Below are 16752 nucleotides of genomic sequence, written 5' to 3'. Positions count from 1 at the left end.
GGATCAACCACTACCGGCTCAAGCTTCTTACCAAGAAGACCACCTTTTTTATTTTGCTCCTCAATAAGCATTAACATCGTGTCTTTCAGGGTAGTCTCACTAATGGCCATCGTTCCTGACAATGAGTGCAAAACACCAACTTTTATCGTATCTTCTTCCGCAACCGCCTGGCCTATCATAAGCAAAGCTGCGGTTAGAATTACTTTCGCTTTCATGAACATTCTCGTCTCCCCAATCATCTCAATAAATACCGTCGTCCCTGACGGTTTCTCTCACTAAACTTTAAAGGTCGAATGACTTGCTATATGAAACATAGAACATTGGGTCAACTTCAACCGCTCCAGTCGCATCGTCAGCAACATCATTGTCAGCTTTTGTTACACCAAAGGTCAGCTCATCAGTGGCAGCATACATCACCGTGATATGACTATATTCGTTATTTCCTGCTTCATCATAGTCCCACATGCCATACTGAAAATTGAACTTGTCAAGCTCATAATCAAAAGTTAAATAGGTGTAGTCAGACGCGCCTTGAGTTTCATCACTAACATACGCCGTCAAGGTAACCGGACCATAACCAAGTCCTAACACTACTTCTGACAAGTTATTCTCATCATAGTCAGTATTAGTATCGTCTTCCGGGTACATGTAATACCAATACGAAATGTCATAACTGAAATCGCTCACTTCACCGGCAAAGCCAGCATAAAAGTCAGTCTCAGTACCACCTGTTTCTGTAGTCGTCCATACACCGGCATACGCACAGGAATCGTGACTGTAATCCAGGCTACCAGATGCAGCAGCACCATCCTGAGTCAGGTTTTGACCACGCCACAGATACATGTTCGCAATAGAAAAGCTGGCTGAGGTATCAGCACTTGCAACAGACGGCACAGCAACCATACCTCCCAGAGCAACTGAAGTGGCCAGTGCCAGCGGTGAGAGTTTTTTCATGAATTTCATCTAAATGTCTCCTCAGATTGTCTTTACAAATTTGTTAGCTCTGCCCCGTCGCCCAAAGTTGACGTTACGACGAGCCTGGAAACGAGTGCATAAACCGAATCCTGATTCTCTAATTGCATAGAGTGTGCCACTATAAAAAAACACCTATAATTCATAAAGATAGCGACAAATGTGCAGCACACCCTCAATAAAACGCACTTCGATGGTGCAGATCTGATATCAGTGGGGCACACCTTGATAGTTGTTGGTGCAACCGTGTCATATCCTTGAAATAAAAAAGGCACCATCAAATGACGGTGCCCCTTTATCTTTCTGTACCACGCTGACTCTCTCTATGCGGCGTCGTCCAACATCCCTTTATCGATTATAAACTCTATTACCTTTTGTACCCCTTCTCCGGTCTTCATATTGGTGAATATAAAGGGCCTGTCACCGCGCATCTTTGTTGCATCTTTTTCCATCACTTCCAGTGATGCACCGACATGTTCGGCCAGATCAATCTTGTTGATGACTAAAAGATCTGAACGGGTAATCCCCGGACCCCCTTTACGTGGGATCTTGTCTCCGGCCGATACATCGATGACATAAATCGTGAGGTCAGACAATTCCGGGCTGAATGTCGCGCTAAGATTGTCACCGCCGCTTTCGACCAGCACAAAATCCAGACTCGGGAAACGGGCTTGCAACGTATCTACCGCCGCCAGGTTCATAGAAGCATCTTCCCTGATCGCCGTATGCGGGCAACCTCCGGTTTCCACGCCGATTATCCTGTCCTCGGATAACGCATTATTCCGCATAAGAAACTGTGCATCTTCCCTGGTATAAATATCATTCGTGACTACTGCAATCTCGAATCTGTCCCGCATCTGCTGACAGAGAACCTGCAGTAATGCCGTTTTCCCCGATCCCACCGGGCCGCCAACACCGACCCGTAATATCTGTTTACTCATTTGCTCACCTGTTACTTTATGAACGAAACAATCTTGAATATTGTGTCTCATGCAAAGCACTGGCAATCCCCAGCCCCGGTGCGAGCATGCCAATCTGCTCATCACTATAGTTTTGACCTGTTTCCCAGGCCGACTGGATCTGTAGTTGCAGTGCCGACAACATCCGCTGTCCGGCCGACTGCCCCAGCGGAATCAGTTTGATTGCCGCAGCCACCTGGTTTTCACACCAGCTCCATAATAATCCCAGACAACCGCTCTCTGCCGGGATTTCCCAGCGGCTACAGGCGTAGCTGAAAACTGTGAGATAACCCGCCTGATACTCACCAAGATCCGGTGGCTGGATATCCAGTCCCTTCAAGACTCTGACCAGAGCCTCTCCCATGGCAAGATCCTCGGCATGCAGTTCTTTCGATTCACGCAGCGCCAGCATCATCTGATTCCAGTAAACCACTCGATCTGCATCATTTTCTTGCCAGGCATGATACAGACGCAGAAAAAGCGGTACTTCTAACGAGGCCAGGTTGTGCTTCAGCAGCCCGGTTATCCATTCACTGGCCGCGACCTCATCGTTGATCCAACCTGTCTCCACGGCATACTCCATTCCCTGAGAATAGGAATAGGCGCCGATTGGCAATGTAGGGCTGATTAACTGCCAGAGGCGCAAGTTACTTTGTATATAATCGTGCATAACTTGAAGTCACTTAATGGCTGTGAGTATGGCTATGGCCAGCGTGCTTGTACGCCCCGTCTTCCGGCTCAAACGTTGCCTGCTCACAGGTAACCTGCAGACCCAGCCCTGTGAGCATCTCATCCAGCACATGGTCGTGTTGATATCGCACCCAGCCTTCACCGATTTGCAACGGCACATGCCGGTTACCCAGGTGATAACAGGCCCGCGCGATCATCAGCGAATCTTTGTGCCTCGCGGTAGAGACCTCTTCGATCGCCGCCTCGACGCGCACCACGGTGCCGTCCTCGGCCTGCAGACAATCGCCACTGCGAATCAACTTGCCACGTGGCAGAATCAAACCAGCTTCGCTGCCATTATTCAATGTGGCTCTGAAGCGGCTTTTTTGTCGCAATTCAAATGGCAGCGTAAGCACATGTTCCGTTTCGGCAGGCTGTGCTAGTCTTTGTGTGATCTTCAGCATGTGATGAACCTGTAATTCATAAATTTAAAACAGGAAATAGCGCTGGGCCAGAGGCAATACTTCTGCCGGCTCACAACTGAGCACCTCGCCATCAGCCCTGACCACATAGGTTTGTGAATCCACTTCGATCTTCGGCTGGTAATCGTTCAATACCATATCTTTTTTTCGTACCTCACGAGTGTTACCCACTGCCATCACTTGTTTTTGTAACCCGTATGCCTCCCCGATACCCGCCTGTGCGGCTGCTTTTGACACGAAGGTATAGCTCGATGCTGTACGGGCACCACCGTATGCACCAAACATCGGTCGATAGTGCACCGGCTGTGGTGTGGGTATGGAACCGTTGGGGTCACCCATCGGCGCCGCCACGATGAATCCACCCTTGATAATCAAGGATGGTTTGGTAGCAAAAAACGCCGGCTTCCATAACACCAGGTCGGCAAGCTTCCCCTTCTCGATCGAGCCCACCTGGTCAGCAATACCATGGGTCAATGCCGGATTGATGGTGTATTTGGCGATGTAGCGTCTGGCGCGCAGGTTATCGTTACGGGCACTATCGCCGGTCAATGTTCCACGTTGAACTTTCATCTTGTGCGCGGTCTGCCAGGTTCGCAGCACGACCTCGCCAACGCGACCCATTGCCTGGGAATCGGATGCAATCATGGAAAAGGCCCCGAGATCATGCAGAATATCCTCTGCGGCGATGGTTTCCCGGCGGATTCGTGATTCGGCGAAAGCCACGTCCTCGGGAATACTGGTGTCCAGATGATGACAGACCATTAGCATATCCAGATGCTCATCGACAGTATTCACCGTGTAAGGCCGGGTGGGATTCGTACTGGAGGGCAGTACATTGGCTTCACCACAGGCCTTGATGATGTCCGGCGCGTGGCCACCACCGGCCCCTTCGGTGTGATAGGTATGGATAACCCGGTCCTTGAAGGCCGCCAGAGTATCCTCGATGAACCCGGACTCATTCAGGGTATCGGTATGAATCGCCACCTGCACATCATAGCGCTCTGCCACGTTCAGGCAATTGTCGATCGCTGCGGGCGTGGTGCCCCAGTCCTCGTGTAACTTGAGTCCCATCACGCCGGCTTCCAGCTGTTCGTCCAACCCTGCCGGCAGGCTCGCATTGCCTTTACCCAGAAACCCCAGGTTCATGGGCAATTCATCTGCCGCCTGCAACATGCGCTTTATATTCCACGGCCCGGGGGTGCAGGTGGTGGCATTGGTTCCCGTCGCCGGTCCTGTTCCGCCGCCCAGCATGGTGGTCACACCGGACATCAGCGCCTCTTCGACCTGTTGCGGACAGATAAAATGGATATGCGAGTCGATCGCCCCGGCTGTCAGTATCTGGCCTTCCCCGGCGATCGCCTCGGTCCCCGGACCTACCACGATATCCACGTCCGGCTGCACATCCGGATTCCCGGCCTTGCCAATCCCTGCGATTCGTCCGTCCTTGATCCCGACGTCCGCCTTGACGATCCCCCAGTGATCCAGGATCAGCGCGTTGGTAATCACAGTATCAACGACATCTTTCGCAGTCAGCTGACTCTGGCCCATCCCGTCGCGTATGACCTTGCCACCACCGAATTTTACCTCGTCACCGTAGACAGTATGGTCGGACTTGACTTCGATGAATAACTCCGTATCCCCAAGTCGCACCCGATCACCGGTGGTCGGTCCGTACATCTCAGCATATGCCTGCCTGCTGATCCCACTCATTCCGCTACTCCCGATCTTGTCGATTTATAATTTACCCATGACCTTGCCGTTAAAGCCATATATGGTTTTACTGCCCGCGTATTCGACCAGCTCCACTTTCCGTTCCTGTCCAGGCTCGAAACGTACTGCTGTTCCTGCTGCAATATTCAATCGGTAGCCACGGGTTGCCTCTCGATCGAACTGCAGGGCACTGTTGGTTTCATAAAAATGGTAGTGCGAACCGACCTGAACCGGACGGTCACCAGAATTAGCTACCTTTATCGTCAAGCATTTTCGTCCCACATTGATTTCAATCTCGCCTTCTTCAGCCAGTATTTCCCCGGGTATCATTCAACACCTCTCTATTTTCATACAATGGGGTTATGCACGGTAACCAGCTTGGTTCCGTCAGGAAACGTGGCTTCCACCTGTACTTCGGGCAGCATTTCCGGCACGCCATCCATGACATCCTCACGGCTCAACAATGTGGTGCCGTAACTCATCAACTCGGCTACGGTCTTACCATCTCGCGCGCCTTCCAGGATCGCTGCCGAGATCAGGGCCATCGACTCCGGATAATTGAGCTTGACCCCGCGTTCACGACGCTGTTCGGCCAGCATGGCGGCGGTGAACAACATGAGCTTATCTTTTTCTCGTGGTGATAATTCCATAGTGATTCCTTAAACAGACCGCTTGTAGTGATTTTCAGGTAAACCAGATTCGAGGTGACGAGGCTGTACGCAACAGCAGCGCGGGGCGTATCACCTCCCACAGTTGAATAAACAGGTTACGCAGGCTCTCAGCCTGCTGTGCCAGTCCACGACAGACCAGCACGTCATTGATCAACGTGGCACTTGCTCGAACCTCATCATGATCTTGCAGCGCCTCACGCACCGCATCGAGCATTGGTTTGTCGGCATTGACGGCCAGTAACGTCCCGCTGACTGGATAACCCTGCAGTCCCCAGACGGCATCAAGTATCGGCGCATTACCCTGAAGCGCGTTACGCTCGATGAGTAATGGCCTGCCCTCCCGCCAAAGTTCAAAGTGCTGCCGCAGTTCACCCTGGTCATACTTTTCATCACTGGCCGGTCTGCCCAGACAGGTTATTTCCCAGCCGATAAACCCGGCACCCGGCTCCAGCTCCACTACCGTTTGCAGATTGCCCTGGCTGGCGGAAAACAGGATAGTTTCCTGAGGCAACCACTCGAGGATCGCGCCGCCCTGTACCTGCATACGCTGTCGCATACTGGCAATTCGCCCATCGCTCCGGTAGAACTTGCCTGCCGCCGGCGTGGTAATCAGGGCATGTGCATTCGGCGCTACGTTGACATCCAGTTGCAGGCGATCTCCTCCGACTACCCCGCCCGGGGGATGCAACAGATAGGTATGACATACCGGACCTTCCGGATAGAACGGTTTTTGAATCACCAGCGGTCCGGTATGTTTGCGCCGGCTTATCACGGTACGTGGCGAATGATAACTAAAGTCCAGCTCCAGGCGGGCAAACCAGCTACCCGCCTGCTCTGCAACGGCATTCACTTGAGACTACCCAGCATCAGATATCCACCCATCCCGATCGAACCTGAGGCCACCAGCAGTCGTATCAACGTAATAACCTGTTCCCCCCGGTTTGCAAACCACTCCATAATCCGTCCAAGCACACCACCGAAGACCAGCATCGCGATAAACACACCCATGCCAAACAGTCCAAGATAGGCCAGGCCAAACCAGGCAGACTGACTGTTACTGGCTGGCAACAGCGCCAGCAGCGGGGCCGAACCGGCGATACCGTGCAACATGCCCACCATTAACGGACGATGATCGTGCTGCTGAGACTGAGCTGGCCAATCATGAGAAACATCCCAATGGATATGTCCTGGCAACCCGTCGTGAGTGTGAAAATGTATGTGCAAGCGGCGCTGGCGAATGTCCCACAAAACCCATAGCCCGATCGCCATCAGCACCAGTGCCACGGTCTGTTCCGCCAGTGCACTAAGTGTTGTTGGCACAGCAACACCGAGCAACAAGACGGCCACGCCAATCAGCAACAACGCCCCGCCATGGCCGAGCGCCCAACTGGCGCAGAAGCCCAGGCTGGCGCGCCAGCTTGTGCGGGTGCTGCTCATACCGGTAACGGCCATGATGTGGTCCGCATCCAGCGCGTGCAGTAATCCCAGACCAAACGCCAATGGCAACATGGTTGCCAGGCTGATTGCCTCCATATGCGGTCACTCGTTGCTTATACGATGACGTGCACCGCCCCATTACGGCGCACAACTGATTTATTACCGGATATAAATGCAGGTCTCATGCCAGCAACACTTCTTCATATAAAACAGATGCTTGCCACTTTACGAGCTGACGAAGGCGCACCACACAGGTGCGAATTGAGGAAAAATGAAATTACATGCCCCGGATCGGGGCATTAAAAAGCCCGCTACTGGAGCAGGCTTTGCTGGGAGTATTTCGACGATTTGGCTCTAAAAGTCAAAACTTTTAGTCCAGGAGACGGAAACCCGCATTGCACCCGGATCGTCTCCGACCGGCCGGTCCTTGTCATTCTTGTCCAGGGCGAGGGTGAATTCATCCTTTTTCAGCCCGACATGGATATGGTTGTAGTCCTCTTCGCCCGAGTCGTCGAACTCATACATACCGAACAGTAAGGTGGCATAGAGATCATTACCCAGCTCGGCATCGGTGCCGATACTCAGATAGATATCGTTGTCCTGACTCGTACCGTCTTTGGACAAAGTGTAGGCGCCCATGAGGGAGAACAGATCAAAGTCAAGCTTGCCATACAGTTCAGTGGCATCGGCGCCGGTATTGGCAACCGGAAACCGGTACATGATAAGACCGGCATCGAAGGGAATATCACCGACCCTGCCCCGGTAGCCGCCATACAGATCCAGCTCGTAACCGTTGCCGTTACCGTAATTGGAGGTCCACACTCCGGCATACAGATTTGCATCATGGGTGTAATCGACCCCACCCTGCACGGCGGCCTGGTCATCGGTCTGGGTCACCCCGCGCCAGATATAATTGGAGGTCACGCCCAGGTTTCCGCTCAGTTCGCCCTGTGCCTGAGCCAGCCCGCTCAGGCCGGCGCCGAGCAATATGGCGGTTGCAATCTGTTTCATGGTTTTTCTCCCGTGATGGTTGTTATTCCCCTGGCGGCATTGTCCCGCCGGGCAGAAACATTATAATGATAGTTTCATTCATCACCACCTGCAGGCCACGCATCCATGGCAAGCCCCGATATCGAACAGCTGGTCGAACGTGTCATGGCGGCACTGCCCGACGGCGTTAAGGAAATGAAGCAGGAAGCCGATCAGCAACTGCGCGCAGCCCTGCAACGCACCCTGTCTCAAATGGACCTCGTCACCCGCGAAGAGTTCGACATCCAGCGCGAGGTGCTGCTGCGCACCCGCAGCAAACTCGAGGCCCTGGAACAGCAGGTCGCCGCTCTGGAGCAGACCCTCCAGCAGAGTCATCCTCCAACTGAATAAAATTAACCACCAAGACACGAAGACACCAAGAAAATCTTGATTCCCTGAATAGACCAGGTATTCCGATACTGATTGATCTTCTTGGTGTCTTGGTGGTGAGTTCCTGGTCAAACGGTTGCATCCGCCGGCGGTTCGTATAAAAATCGGAAGACGACAAGGAAAAGTTGCGGGTCATCTCCGGCCTGCCACGGACAAGGGAAACTGTCATGAGTCTCGCCGTAGTCTATACCCGCGCCCAGTGCGGCGTGGACGCCCCGCTGGTCAGCGTGGAAACCCATCTCTCCAATGGTCTGCCCGGACTCTCTATCGTCGGCCTGCCGGAGACCGAGGTCAAAGAGAGCAAGGACCGGGTGCGGGCCGCCCTGATCAACAGCCGTTTTGAATATCCCGCCCGCCGCATTACCGTCAACCTGGCACCGGCCGATCTGCCCAAGGAGGGCGGCCGGTTCGATCTGGCCATTGCTCTGGGGATTCTGGCTGCCTCCGGTCAGCTTCCCGCCAATGAACTGGAAAAGTATGAGTTCCTGGGCGAACTGGCCCTCGGCGGGCAATTGCGTCCCGTGCGCGGTACCTTACCGGCTGCGCTGCACAGCAGTCAGGCCGGGCGCTGCCTGATCGTGCCGCGCGATAACCTGGCCGAAGCCGCCCTGGTGGGGGCCGCTGAAGTCATGGCTGCGGATCATTTAAGCGAGGTCTGCGCTCACCTGGTCGGCCAGCAGAGACTGGCGCCGGGGGAAGCGGATGATACACCAGCCACCGCAGCCGCCCCGCAGCCGGATCTGAGCGAGGTGCGTGCCCAGCATCAGGCCAGGCGAGCGCTGGAGATTGCCGCTGCCGGGGAACACAGTCTGTTGATGATCGGCCCGCCGGGTACCGGCAAATCGATGCTGGCGCGTCGCCTGCCCGGCATTCTGCCGAGCATGAGCGATGAAGAGGCAATGCAAAGTGCGGTGGTGCAATCCATCAGTCATCAGGGCTTCGATCGCAGCCGCTGGAAGGTCCGCCCGTTTCGCGCTCCGCATCACACCGCCTCGGCGGTCGCGCTGGTGGGCGGCGGCAGTCACCCCCGGCCAGGGGAAATCTCGCTGGCCCATTACGGGGTAATGTTTCTGGATGAGCTGCCCGAATTCGATCGCCGTGTTCTGGAAGTGCTGCGCGAACCGCTGGAGAGCGGCATGATTACCATCTCGCGGGCCACGCGCCAGGCAGACTTCCCGGCCCGCTTCCAGTTGATCGCCGCCATGAACCCCTGTCCATGCGGCTACTACGGCGATGCCAGCGGCCGCTGTCGCTGCACCCCCGACCAGGTCGCCCGCTACCGGGCCAAGTTGTCGGGGCCGCTGCTGGATCGTATCGACATGCATGTAGAGGTGCCGAGTGTTTCCCTGGAGGTGCTGCATCGGGAGACTCAACACAGGGAAGAGTCCAGTGCCCAGGTTCGCGAGCGGGTGGAAACCGCCCGCAGCCGACAACTGACACGCAGTGGCATGGCCAATGCGAGACTGGACAACACCCGGCTGGAACAGGTTTGTCCGCTGGAGGCCGAACCGGCCCGGCTGCTGCAAACGGCGATCAGCCGACTGGGATTATCGGCCCGGGCCTACCATCGCGTTTTGAAGCTTGCCCGGACTATCGCCGATCTGGCCGGTGCCGAGCAGATCAGCACCGCGCACATCAGCGAGGCGATTGGCTATCGCAAGCTGGATCGGCCATTGCAACAGTTGTCCGGTTCCTGAGACTCAATAGCCGCCGCCGACCTCGCCGCCGAGCAGCTGGTTGCCTTCCTCGAAGAACAGGTACATCAGCTTGGCCACGTTCTCGGGCACAATCACCGTATGGCGGTTGTTGGAGTCGGCCATCGCCTGGCGCAGGCTCTGACGCAGGCTTTCATCACCGGTTACATCGAAAATAATATCCACCTTTTCGCCGAGGTTGGCGACCTCCAGCGGATCCTCGTAGACGGGGACGCCACTCTGGGAAAAACCCAGCGCCACCGGCGAGTCGAGATGGCGGTGCGCGACGGCCACGATTTCAACCGGTTTCCCCTTTTCCTGGATGATCTCCAGAAAGGCCTCGGCAAACTGCTGGCCCACATTGCCCAGTCCCAGCAGTGCCACTTTAATTGTCTCGCTCATGGTGTATAACCTCGCGTCTGTTCTTATTTATTCAGTTGTCTTGAGGTTATCGACAGCCGCCACGGGGACTTGACCTTCCGCCTCCCACTGTCGGCAGGTGGACTCGATGATCTGGCGAACTTCCCCGGGCTTTTCGGTCATGGGCCAGTGATTACAGTGCACCGGCACGATGTCGCTATGAGGAATGCGGGCGATCTTCGCCTCCAGCGTGCGGTGATCGCTCAGCGAGGTCCCGGTGGAAAGCAGCACCCGCACCGGTTGGGTAATCCGGGAATATTCGGGCAGCGGACGTACCACCTCCAGCACATCCTGCAGGTAGTTGGCCAGCGGAATGAATTCCAGATCCACCCGCGGATTGGTATACAGGCGGGCGATTTCCGAGGCCGAGGTCTGCTTGAGCAGTTCGCGGGTTTTGACATCCAGCGCGTGCAGATCGCGAATCGGAAACTCGCGCTGGCCCAGGCCCAGTGCGTAACCCAGACGTAATAACCTGACGATCAGCCACAGCAACGGTCGCAAACGGCGCGCCTTGCCCAGTCGCCCATGCAACAGCTCGGGGAAGACCGGATCGAGCAGAATCAGCCCGCCGCACAATGCCGGGTAACGCAGGGCGAAGTCCATGGCAATCTGGGCACCCAGACTGTGACCGATGATCGCCACGTTTTGCAGACCTTCCTGCTGCAGAACCGCGGCCAGATCCTCACACCAGTGCTCACGGTGATAGGTCTTGCGGGTCATCGAATAGCTGTGGCCGCGCAGGTCCGGACGCAACAGATTCCAGTCACGGCGCAGGTCGGTGTTGGCAACAAATTCGCTCCAGCGGCTGTGATTGCTGGCCAGGCCGTGGATCATGACCAGCGTAGGTGCCCGCAAACCCTGGCTGACCAGCTTGTAGCCCAGTCGCACCCCGTCACTGGCAGTAATAAAACGCAGTTCTTCACCCGGCATAATAAGTCATGTTTATTGGCAATGTGTTGACTGTTTTATCATGCCTGTCACTGCTTTGCAGCCGGCGATTGTCGACTATAGTCAGAGAAACCGACGAATAAACAGGAGGTGTCATCATGACCATGTCCCTGCGGCTTCTGGAATACCTGGAATGGAAAGGCGTGGATTACGAACTGCTTCATCACGCCTTTGTCACTGGCAGCCTGCGCACCGCCGCCAGGGCCCATGTCCCGGGTCACCGGTTTGCCAAACCCGTCGTACTCAAAGATGAGCAGGGTTATCTGGTGGCGGTGGTCCCCGCCTCGCACAGGCTGGATCTGGATAAACTCAACCGCAGTCTGCATCGCAAACTGCGCATGGCCACGGAAAAAGAGATCGCGGATCTGTTCGACGACTGCTCCAGAGGCGCCATACCTCCCATCGCCGAGGCCTACGGCTTTGATGCGGCAGTGGACGAAAGCCTGGAAGCGTCGCCCGATGTCTATTTCGAAGCGGGCGACCACGCCGAACTGGTCCACGTCACCGGGGATGATTTTCGCTACATGATGCACAGCGCCCGGCACGGGCATTTCAGTCACCCGATTTAACAAAGGGCCGTGTTCCAGTGACCCGGTCCTGGCTGAATGCCTGGTTACGCGCACTGGCCCCTGTCGTCTGACCCACAGATTGTGCGCCGCCAGTATTGCCGGGCCACGGACAGCCTCAATCGAGGCAAACAACACGACAGGTTAATACCCCGACCTTTTGCAACCATCTCATTCCGAGGCAATAGACTATATTAAACAACAACTTGTATCCCCACCCTGCTGCCCGAAAGCTGCGCTATCCGGACCCGAATGTCAATATCGACCGCACCGGCGACCCCCACTACAATGTTCCCTCAGCAGGAGTTGTCAGCGTTCATGTCCACGATTCTCAATCCCCGACAAAACCAGGCCGTGCGCCATATCGACGGACCCTGCCTGGTGCTGGCCGGAGCCGGTAGCGGCAAGACCCGGGTTATCACCCACAAGATCGCCTATCTGATTCAGAGCTGCGCCATCGACGCGCGACACATCGCCGCGGTGACCTTTACCAACAAGGCCGCACGGGAGATGAAAGAACGGGTCGGCAAGCTACTGCGCGGCGATGCCGGCAAGGGACTGCGGGTCTCCACCTTTCATACTCTGGGACTGGATATTCTGCGTCGCGAATACAAGGCACTGGAGTACAAATCCGGATTTTCCATTTACGACAGCGCCGACAGCACGCATCTGCTCAAGGAACTGATGAAGCGCTCCTTCGGTGATGACGGTGGCCAGGCCGACCGTATGTTGTGGCAGATTTCGCGCTGGAAAAGCGAATTCGTCCTGCCCGAACAGGCGCTGCAACTGGCGGACGGCGATGCGAACAAAACCGCGGCGGCCCTGCTGTACGAACAGTATCGCCATTATCTGAAGACCTACAACGCGGTCGACTTCGACGATCTGATCATGCTGCCGGTGATCCTGTTTCGCGAACACCCGGAGATTCTCGAGCGCTGGCAAAACCGCATTCGTCATCTGCTGGTGGACGAATACCAGGACACCAACTCCACCCAGTACGAACTGGTCAAGCAGCTGTGCGGTGTGCGTGGCAATCTGACCGTAGTGGGTGACGACGATCAGTCCATCTATGCCTGGAGGGGCGCCCAGCCGGAGAACCTGTCGCTGTTGCAACAGGATTATCCTAACCTGAAAGTAATCAAGCTGGAACAGAACTACCGCTCCACCGGCTGTATCCTCAAGGCCGCTAACCGGCTGATCGCCAGCAATCCGCATGTCTTCGAAAAACGCTTGTGGAGCGAGCTGGGTTACGGCGATCCGATCCGGGTGATTCGTACCCGACACGATCAGCACGAAGCGGAGCAGGTGATCTCGGAGATCATGCATCACATGTTCGTACAGCGTACGCAGTATGCCGATTATGCCATTCTCTATCGCGGCAACCACCAGTCCCGGCTGTTCGAACAGGCCCTGCGCGAACACGACATTCCCTATTACCTGAGCGGCGGCACCTCGTTTTTCGCCTATACCGAAATCAAGGACATCATGTCCTATCTCAAGCTGATTACCAATCCGGATGATGACAATGCGTTTCGGCGGATCATCAACACCCCGCGCCGGGAACTGGGCCCCGCCACGCTGGAGAAGCTGACCGAATATGCCATGGGCCGCGGCCACAGCCTGTTCGTGTCTGCCATGGAGTTTGGCCTGAGCCAGGTACTGAGCGACCGGGCTGCCGAGAAGCTGCAACGCTTCTGTCACTGGATCCTGGATCTGCAGCATCAGGCCGAAGGAGACGCACCCGCCTCGGTGGTCAAACGCCTGATCGTCGATATCGATTACGAGCGTTATCTGCTGGATAACAGTCGCGACGAGATCATTGCCGAACGCAAGCTGGATAACGTCAACGAACTGGCCAACTGGATCGAGCGCCTGGCCAAAGCCAATCCGGAGGCCTCGCTCAATGAACTGGTGGCCAAGCTCACGTTACTTGATACCCTGGATCGTAACGAGGAGGACGAGCGCGGCAACCGGGTGCACCTGATGACCCTGCACGCCGCCAAGGGGCTGGAATTTCCCCATGTCTACCTGGTCGGCATGGAGGAGATGCTGCTACCCCACCGCAGCAGTATCGAGGAAGAAAACCTGGAAGAGGAGCGCCGGCTCGCCTATGTCGGCATTACCCGCGCCCAGAAAACCCTGACCCTGACTTATACCAACCAGCGCAAACGCCATGGTGAAATGCAGGAGTGCAGCCCGAGCCGATTCATCGATGAATTACCGGAAGAGGATCTTAAATGGTCCGGCGAAGGCGTGGAAATAGATCCCGAAGAGCGCCAGCAACGCGGCCAGGCGCATCTGGCCAACCTGCGCAGCATGCTGGCAGGGACAGAGTCGTGAGTTCCGGGTTCAGAGTTCAGAGTTCAGAGTTCAGAGTTCAGAGTTCAGAGGTTAGTAGACCAGGCTTCTGCCTGGAACTGTGGGAGGCGATTCCATCGGCGACCTGCCACAGTTCCAGAGGTCGCGGCTACAAGCCCCTCCCACACCCAGCAGGCAGAGGAAGCTGGCTGCCAGTAGGCCGGACTGAGCGAAGCGGTGTCCGGCAACCCGAAAAATGCCCGATACCGCTGCGCTATATCGGGCCTACCTGCCGGGTTCAGGGTTCAGAGTTCTGAGGTTAGTAGACCAGGCTTCTGCCTGGAGCTGTGGGAGGCGATTCCATCGGCGACCCGCCACAGTTCCAGAGGTCGCGGCTACAAGCCCCTCCCACAAGATAGGTGCCAGGTGCCAGCAAAAACATAACAACTGAAAATATCCGCCAAAAGAAAAAGCCGGGCAATGCCCGGCTTTTTCTTATTACTTCCTCGGCCCTCGTAACTCGTCACTCCCCGAAGGGGGATGGGCCGAAGGGCGGCTATTGGCTTTCGTCGACCATGTATTCCACGGCGGCCTTGACTTCCTCGTCACTCAGATCGGCGTTACCGCCTCTGGGCGGCATGCCCTTGAAGCCGTTGATGGCGTGGTCGAACAGGGTATCGTCACCCTTGGCGATGCGATCCTCCCAGGCGCCCTTGTCGCCCAGTATCGGCGCGCCGGCCGCCCCGGAAGCGTGACAGGCCATACAGGCCGAGTCATAGACGGATTTGCCATCACCGGCACCCCCGCCGGCATCGGCGGTTTGTTGAGTGACCTCGGCGGTATTGACCTCGCCAATCGGGGCAATCCGTTCCTCGATGGACGCCTGGACCCGCGAATCATTCTGGACATCCACGGAATCCTTGTTACTGATGGCATTGGCAAAAATGATGGCCAGCACCATGAAGACCAGCAGGCCAATCAGAATCCCCACAAATATCTTCATAAAATCCGTGTCTTTTTGATCCACGTTGATCCCCTCTACGTTAGGTCACTTGAGGCCGGCGCCTGAAAGGTGCCCGGCCGATATCAAATCTGGCGCCAATTATAATCGCAAACCACTCCCGCCACCACCGCCCCGGCAGAACCCGATTCGCGTGTGGACGAAATATAACAGGAAAGGTAAGCTACGCCCTGTCTTTACCCATAAAACCAATGGTTTTACTGGGGTATAGTTATGCGCCCGTAGCTCAGCTGGATAGAGTATCGGTCTCCGACACCGAAGGTCACAGGTTCGAATCCTGTCGGGCGCGCCATACCAATAAAAGCCCATACTATATAGTATGGGCTTTTTGCTTTACGCCTGTAGAGTGAGCCACATAGCGGCGAAAAATCCCGCCCCCGTCATGAATAGAATTCATGCCGGACAGAAAGGCGCGCCACACCCTGCGCAACGCAGTTTTTATTATCGGCTGCTGACCAGATAAAAGTTACCCATACCTGATCACCCTTCGCAGGGGGACCAGGCGAAGCGGATCGAGCCGACACCGGCAGGATCTGAATCGCTCGCGTTATTCGTTGATCCAGGCTATCCGGGAAAATCGACGGGTATTCAAAATGCGTATTTGGAAGTCAAAGTCTGATCATTCGGACGAGTGCGTGCAATCAGACCAGTCTGAGTTCGTCCATTCCGCTATCCATATCAGATTCAGCAACGCGAAGTCGGAATATTTCGCGACAACGTCCGCTTATCTCATCGATGTCCAGCATGACCGCACATAATGTCGCCTTGCCCTCGGCAACCGACATTGATTCCGGTTGCTTATCTATCAAACGATTGAGCATTTTTTGGGTATCCAGTCCAACAATCGAGTCGTAGCAACCGCTCATGCCTACATCAGTGATATAGCCGGTGCCTTTTGGCAATATGCGCTCATCGGCAGTCGGAACGTGAGTATGGGTACCCACCACAGCCGACACTTTCCCATCGAGGTACCAGCCCATTCCGATTTTTTCGCTGGCGACTTCGGCATGAACATCCACGATGATAACCTTAACATCCTCGGGCTTTTGTTCCAGTGCCTGGAGGGCCGTAGCAAAAGGGCAGGCCAGATCTCCTGGCATAAATAGATTTCCAAGAAGGTTTAATATGCCGACTTTATGACCGTGTTTCGTCGTAAAGATGCACCAGCCACTTCCCGGAGTTCCTGCAGGATAGTTGTGCGGCCGAAGAAGACGGGGTTCGGATTTTATGTAATCAAGCGCTTCTTTTTTGTCCCAGGCGTGATTACCGTTAGTGAGAACATCTACGCCATGCTCAAACAAAGCGTTTGCCGTGGAGCGAGTTACACCATTTCCATCAGCAATGTTTTCCGCATTCGCAATAACGAGCTCAACATCATACTTACTGACCAGATGTGGCAAGTATGTAGCTATCGCACGAAATCCGGGTTCTCCAACAACATCACCAATAAAAAGCACATGCATGCAAGATAATCCAGTATCTTAAA

At 55.4% G+C, this 16752-nt stretch carries 19 protein-coding genes and 1 tRNA gene; 5 read left to right on the top strand and 15 right to left on the bottom strand.

Going from position 1 to position 16752, the window contains the following annotated elements; translation table 11 throughout:
- The 11 genes from R6U90_RS06905 to R6U90_RS06855 all read right to left on the bottom strand — a co-directional run.
- On the bottom strand, positions 1–215 hold a 215-nt coding region (locus R6U90_RS06905; RefSeq protein ID WP_410351932.1), incomplete at its 3' end, for a transporter substrate-binding protein.
- Positions 216–282: 67 nt separating this feature from the next.
- Positions 283–963: a TorF family putative porin gene (locus R6U90_RS06900; RefSeq protein WP_410351931.1), complete on the bottom strand. Its 681-nt coding sequence runs from the start codon at positions 961–963 to the stop codon at positions 283–285.
- Between the two features lie 332 nt (positions 964–1295).
- Positions 1296–1913, bottom strand: coding sequence for an urease accessory protein UreG (ureG, locus tag R6U90_RS06895; RefSeq protein WP_410351930.1), 618 nt, complete (start codon positions 1911–1913; stop codon positions 1296–1298).
- Between the two features lie 16 nt (positions 1914–1929).
- The gene (locus tag R6U90_RS06890) at positions 1930–2502 is read right to left on the bottom strand and encodes an urease accessory protein UreF (protein ID WP_410351929.1); all 573 of its coding nucleotides are present in this window, start codon (positions 2500–2502) and stop codon (positions 1930–1932) included.
- A gap of 112 nt (positions 2503–2614) precedes the next feature.
- Positions 2615–3064 (bottom strand): urease accessory protein UreE, encoded by a 450-nt coding sequence (gene ureE, locus R6U90_RS06885; RefSeq protein ID WP_410351928.1) that lies wholly within the window; start codon positions 3062–3064, stop codon positions 2615–2617.
- Between the two features lie 24 nt (positions 3065–3088).
- Positions 3089–4792, bottom strand: a complete 1704-nt coding sequence (gene ureC / locus R6U90_RS06880) for an urease subunit alpha (protein WP_410351927.1) — start codon at positions 4790–4792, stop codon at positions 3089–3091.
- A 24-nt stretch (positions 4793–4816) separates the two neighbouring features.
- Positions 4817–5122 (bottom strand): urease subunit beta, encoded by a 306-nt coding sequence (locus R6U90_RS06875; protein ID WP_410351926.1) that lies wholly within the window; start codon positions 5120–5122, stop codon positions 4817–4819.
- Positions 5123–5139: 17 nt separating this feature from the next.
- A complete protein-coding gene (gene ureA / locus R6U90_RS06870) occupies positions 5140–5442 on the bottom strand; it encodes an urease subunit gamma (protein WP_410351925.1) in 303 nt (100 codons plus the stop codon).
- A 34-nt stretch (positions 5443–5476) separates the two neighbouring features.
- Positions 5477–6313 (bottom strand): urease accessory protein UreD, encoded by an 837-nt coding sequence (locus R6U90_RS06865; protein ID WP_410351924.1) that lies wholly within the window; start codon positions 6311–6313, stop codon positions 5477–5479.
- On the bottom strand, positions 6310–6996 hold the full coding sequence (locus R6U90_RS06860) for a sulfite exporter TauE/SafE family protein (RefSeq protein WP_410351923.1): 687 nt from the start codon (positions 6994–6996) through the stop codon (positions 6310–6312). Before R6U90_RS06860 ends, R6U90_RS06865 begins: the two co-directional genes overlap by 4 nt.
- Before the next feature lie 258 nt (positions 6997–7254).
- Positions 7255–7911 (bottom strand): TorF family putative porin, encoded by a 657-nt coding sequence (locus R6U90_RS06855; RefSeq protein WP_410351922.1) that lies wholly within the window; start codon positions 7909–7911, stop codon positions 7255–7257.
- Between the two features lie 105 nt (positions 7912–8016).
- On the opposite strand from R6U90_RS06855, the gene R6U90_RS06850 reads away from it, so the two are divergent.
- Positions 8017–8280: an accessory factor UbiK family protein gene (locus R6U90_RS06850; protein ID WP_310694410.1), complete on the top strand. Its 264-nt coding sequence runs from the start codon at positions 8017–8019 to the stop codon at positions 8278–8280.
- Between the two features lie 206 nt (positions 8281–8486).
- On the top strand, positions 8487–10016 hold the full coding sequence (locus R6U90_RS06845) for a YifB family Mg chelatase-like AAA ATPase (protein WP_410351921.1): 1530 nt from the start codon (positions 8487–8489) through the stop codon (positions 10014–10016).
- 3 nt (positions 10017–10019) lie between these two features.
- Here R6U90_RS06845 and R6U90_RS06840 read toward each other — a convergent pair whose 3' ends face one another.
- A complete protein-coding gene (locus R6U90_RS06840; protein WP_410351920.1) occupies positions 10020–10415 on the bottom strand; it encodes a hypothetical protein in 396 nt (131 codons plus the stop codon).
- Between the two features lie 27 nt (positions 10416–10442).
- Complete coding sequence (locus R6U90_RS06835; RefSeq protein ID WP_410351919.1) at positions 10443–11363, bottom strand: alpha/beta fold hydrolase; 921 nt, start codon at positions 11361–11363, stop codon at positions 10443–10445.
- 116 nt (positions 11364–11479) lie between these two features.
- On the opposite strand from R6U90_RS06835, the gene R6U90_RS06830 reads away from it, so the two are divergent.
- Together R6U90_RS06830 and rep are read left to right on the top strand one after the other, a co-directional pair.
- A complete protein-coding gene (locus tag R6U90_RS06830) occupies positions 11480–11950 on the top strand; it encodes an aminoacyl-tRNA deacylase (protein ID WP_410351918.1) in 471 nt (156 codons plus the stop codon).
- A gap of 315 nt (positions 11951–12265) precedes the next feature.
- Entirely contained in the window at positions 12266–14287 is a 2022-nt protein-coding gene (gene rep / locus R6U90_RS06825; RefSeq protein WP_410351917.1) for a DNA helicase Rep, read from the top strand.
- Positions 14288–14801: 514 nt separating this feature from the next.
- On the opposite strand, the gene R6U90_RS06820 is transcribed toward rep, so the two are convergent.
- A complete protein-coding gene (locus R6U90_RS06820) occupies positions 14802–15272 on the bottom strand; it encodes a c-type cytochrome (RefSeq protein WP_410351916.1) in 471 nt (156 codons plus the stop codon).
- Positions 15273–15481: 209 nt separating this feature from the next.
- Here R6U90_RS06820 and R6U90_RS06815 point away from each other — a divergent pair.
- Positions 15482–15558: transfer RNA gene (locus tag R6U90_RS06815), tRNA-Arg, on the top strand.
- 349 nt (positions 15559–15907) lie between these two features.
- On the opposite strand, the gene R6U90_RS06810 is transcribed toward R6U90_RS06815, so the two are convergent.
- On the bottom strand, positions 15908–16729 hold the full coding sequence (locus R6U90_RS06810; RefSeq protein WP_410351915.1) for a TIGR00282 family metallophosphoesterase: 822 nt from the start codon (positions 16727–16729) through the stop codon (positions 15908–15910).
- Positions 16730–16752 lie beyond the last annotated feature (23 nt).

It is taken from the genome of Thiohalophilus sp., assembly GCF_046483665.1.
Lineage (GTDB): Bacteria > Pseudomonadota > Gammaproteobacteria > UBA6429 > Thiohalophilaceae > Thiohalophilus.
This window is presented reverse-complemented; position numbering and strand designations above follow the sequence as displayed.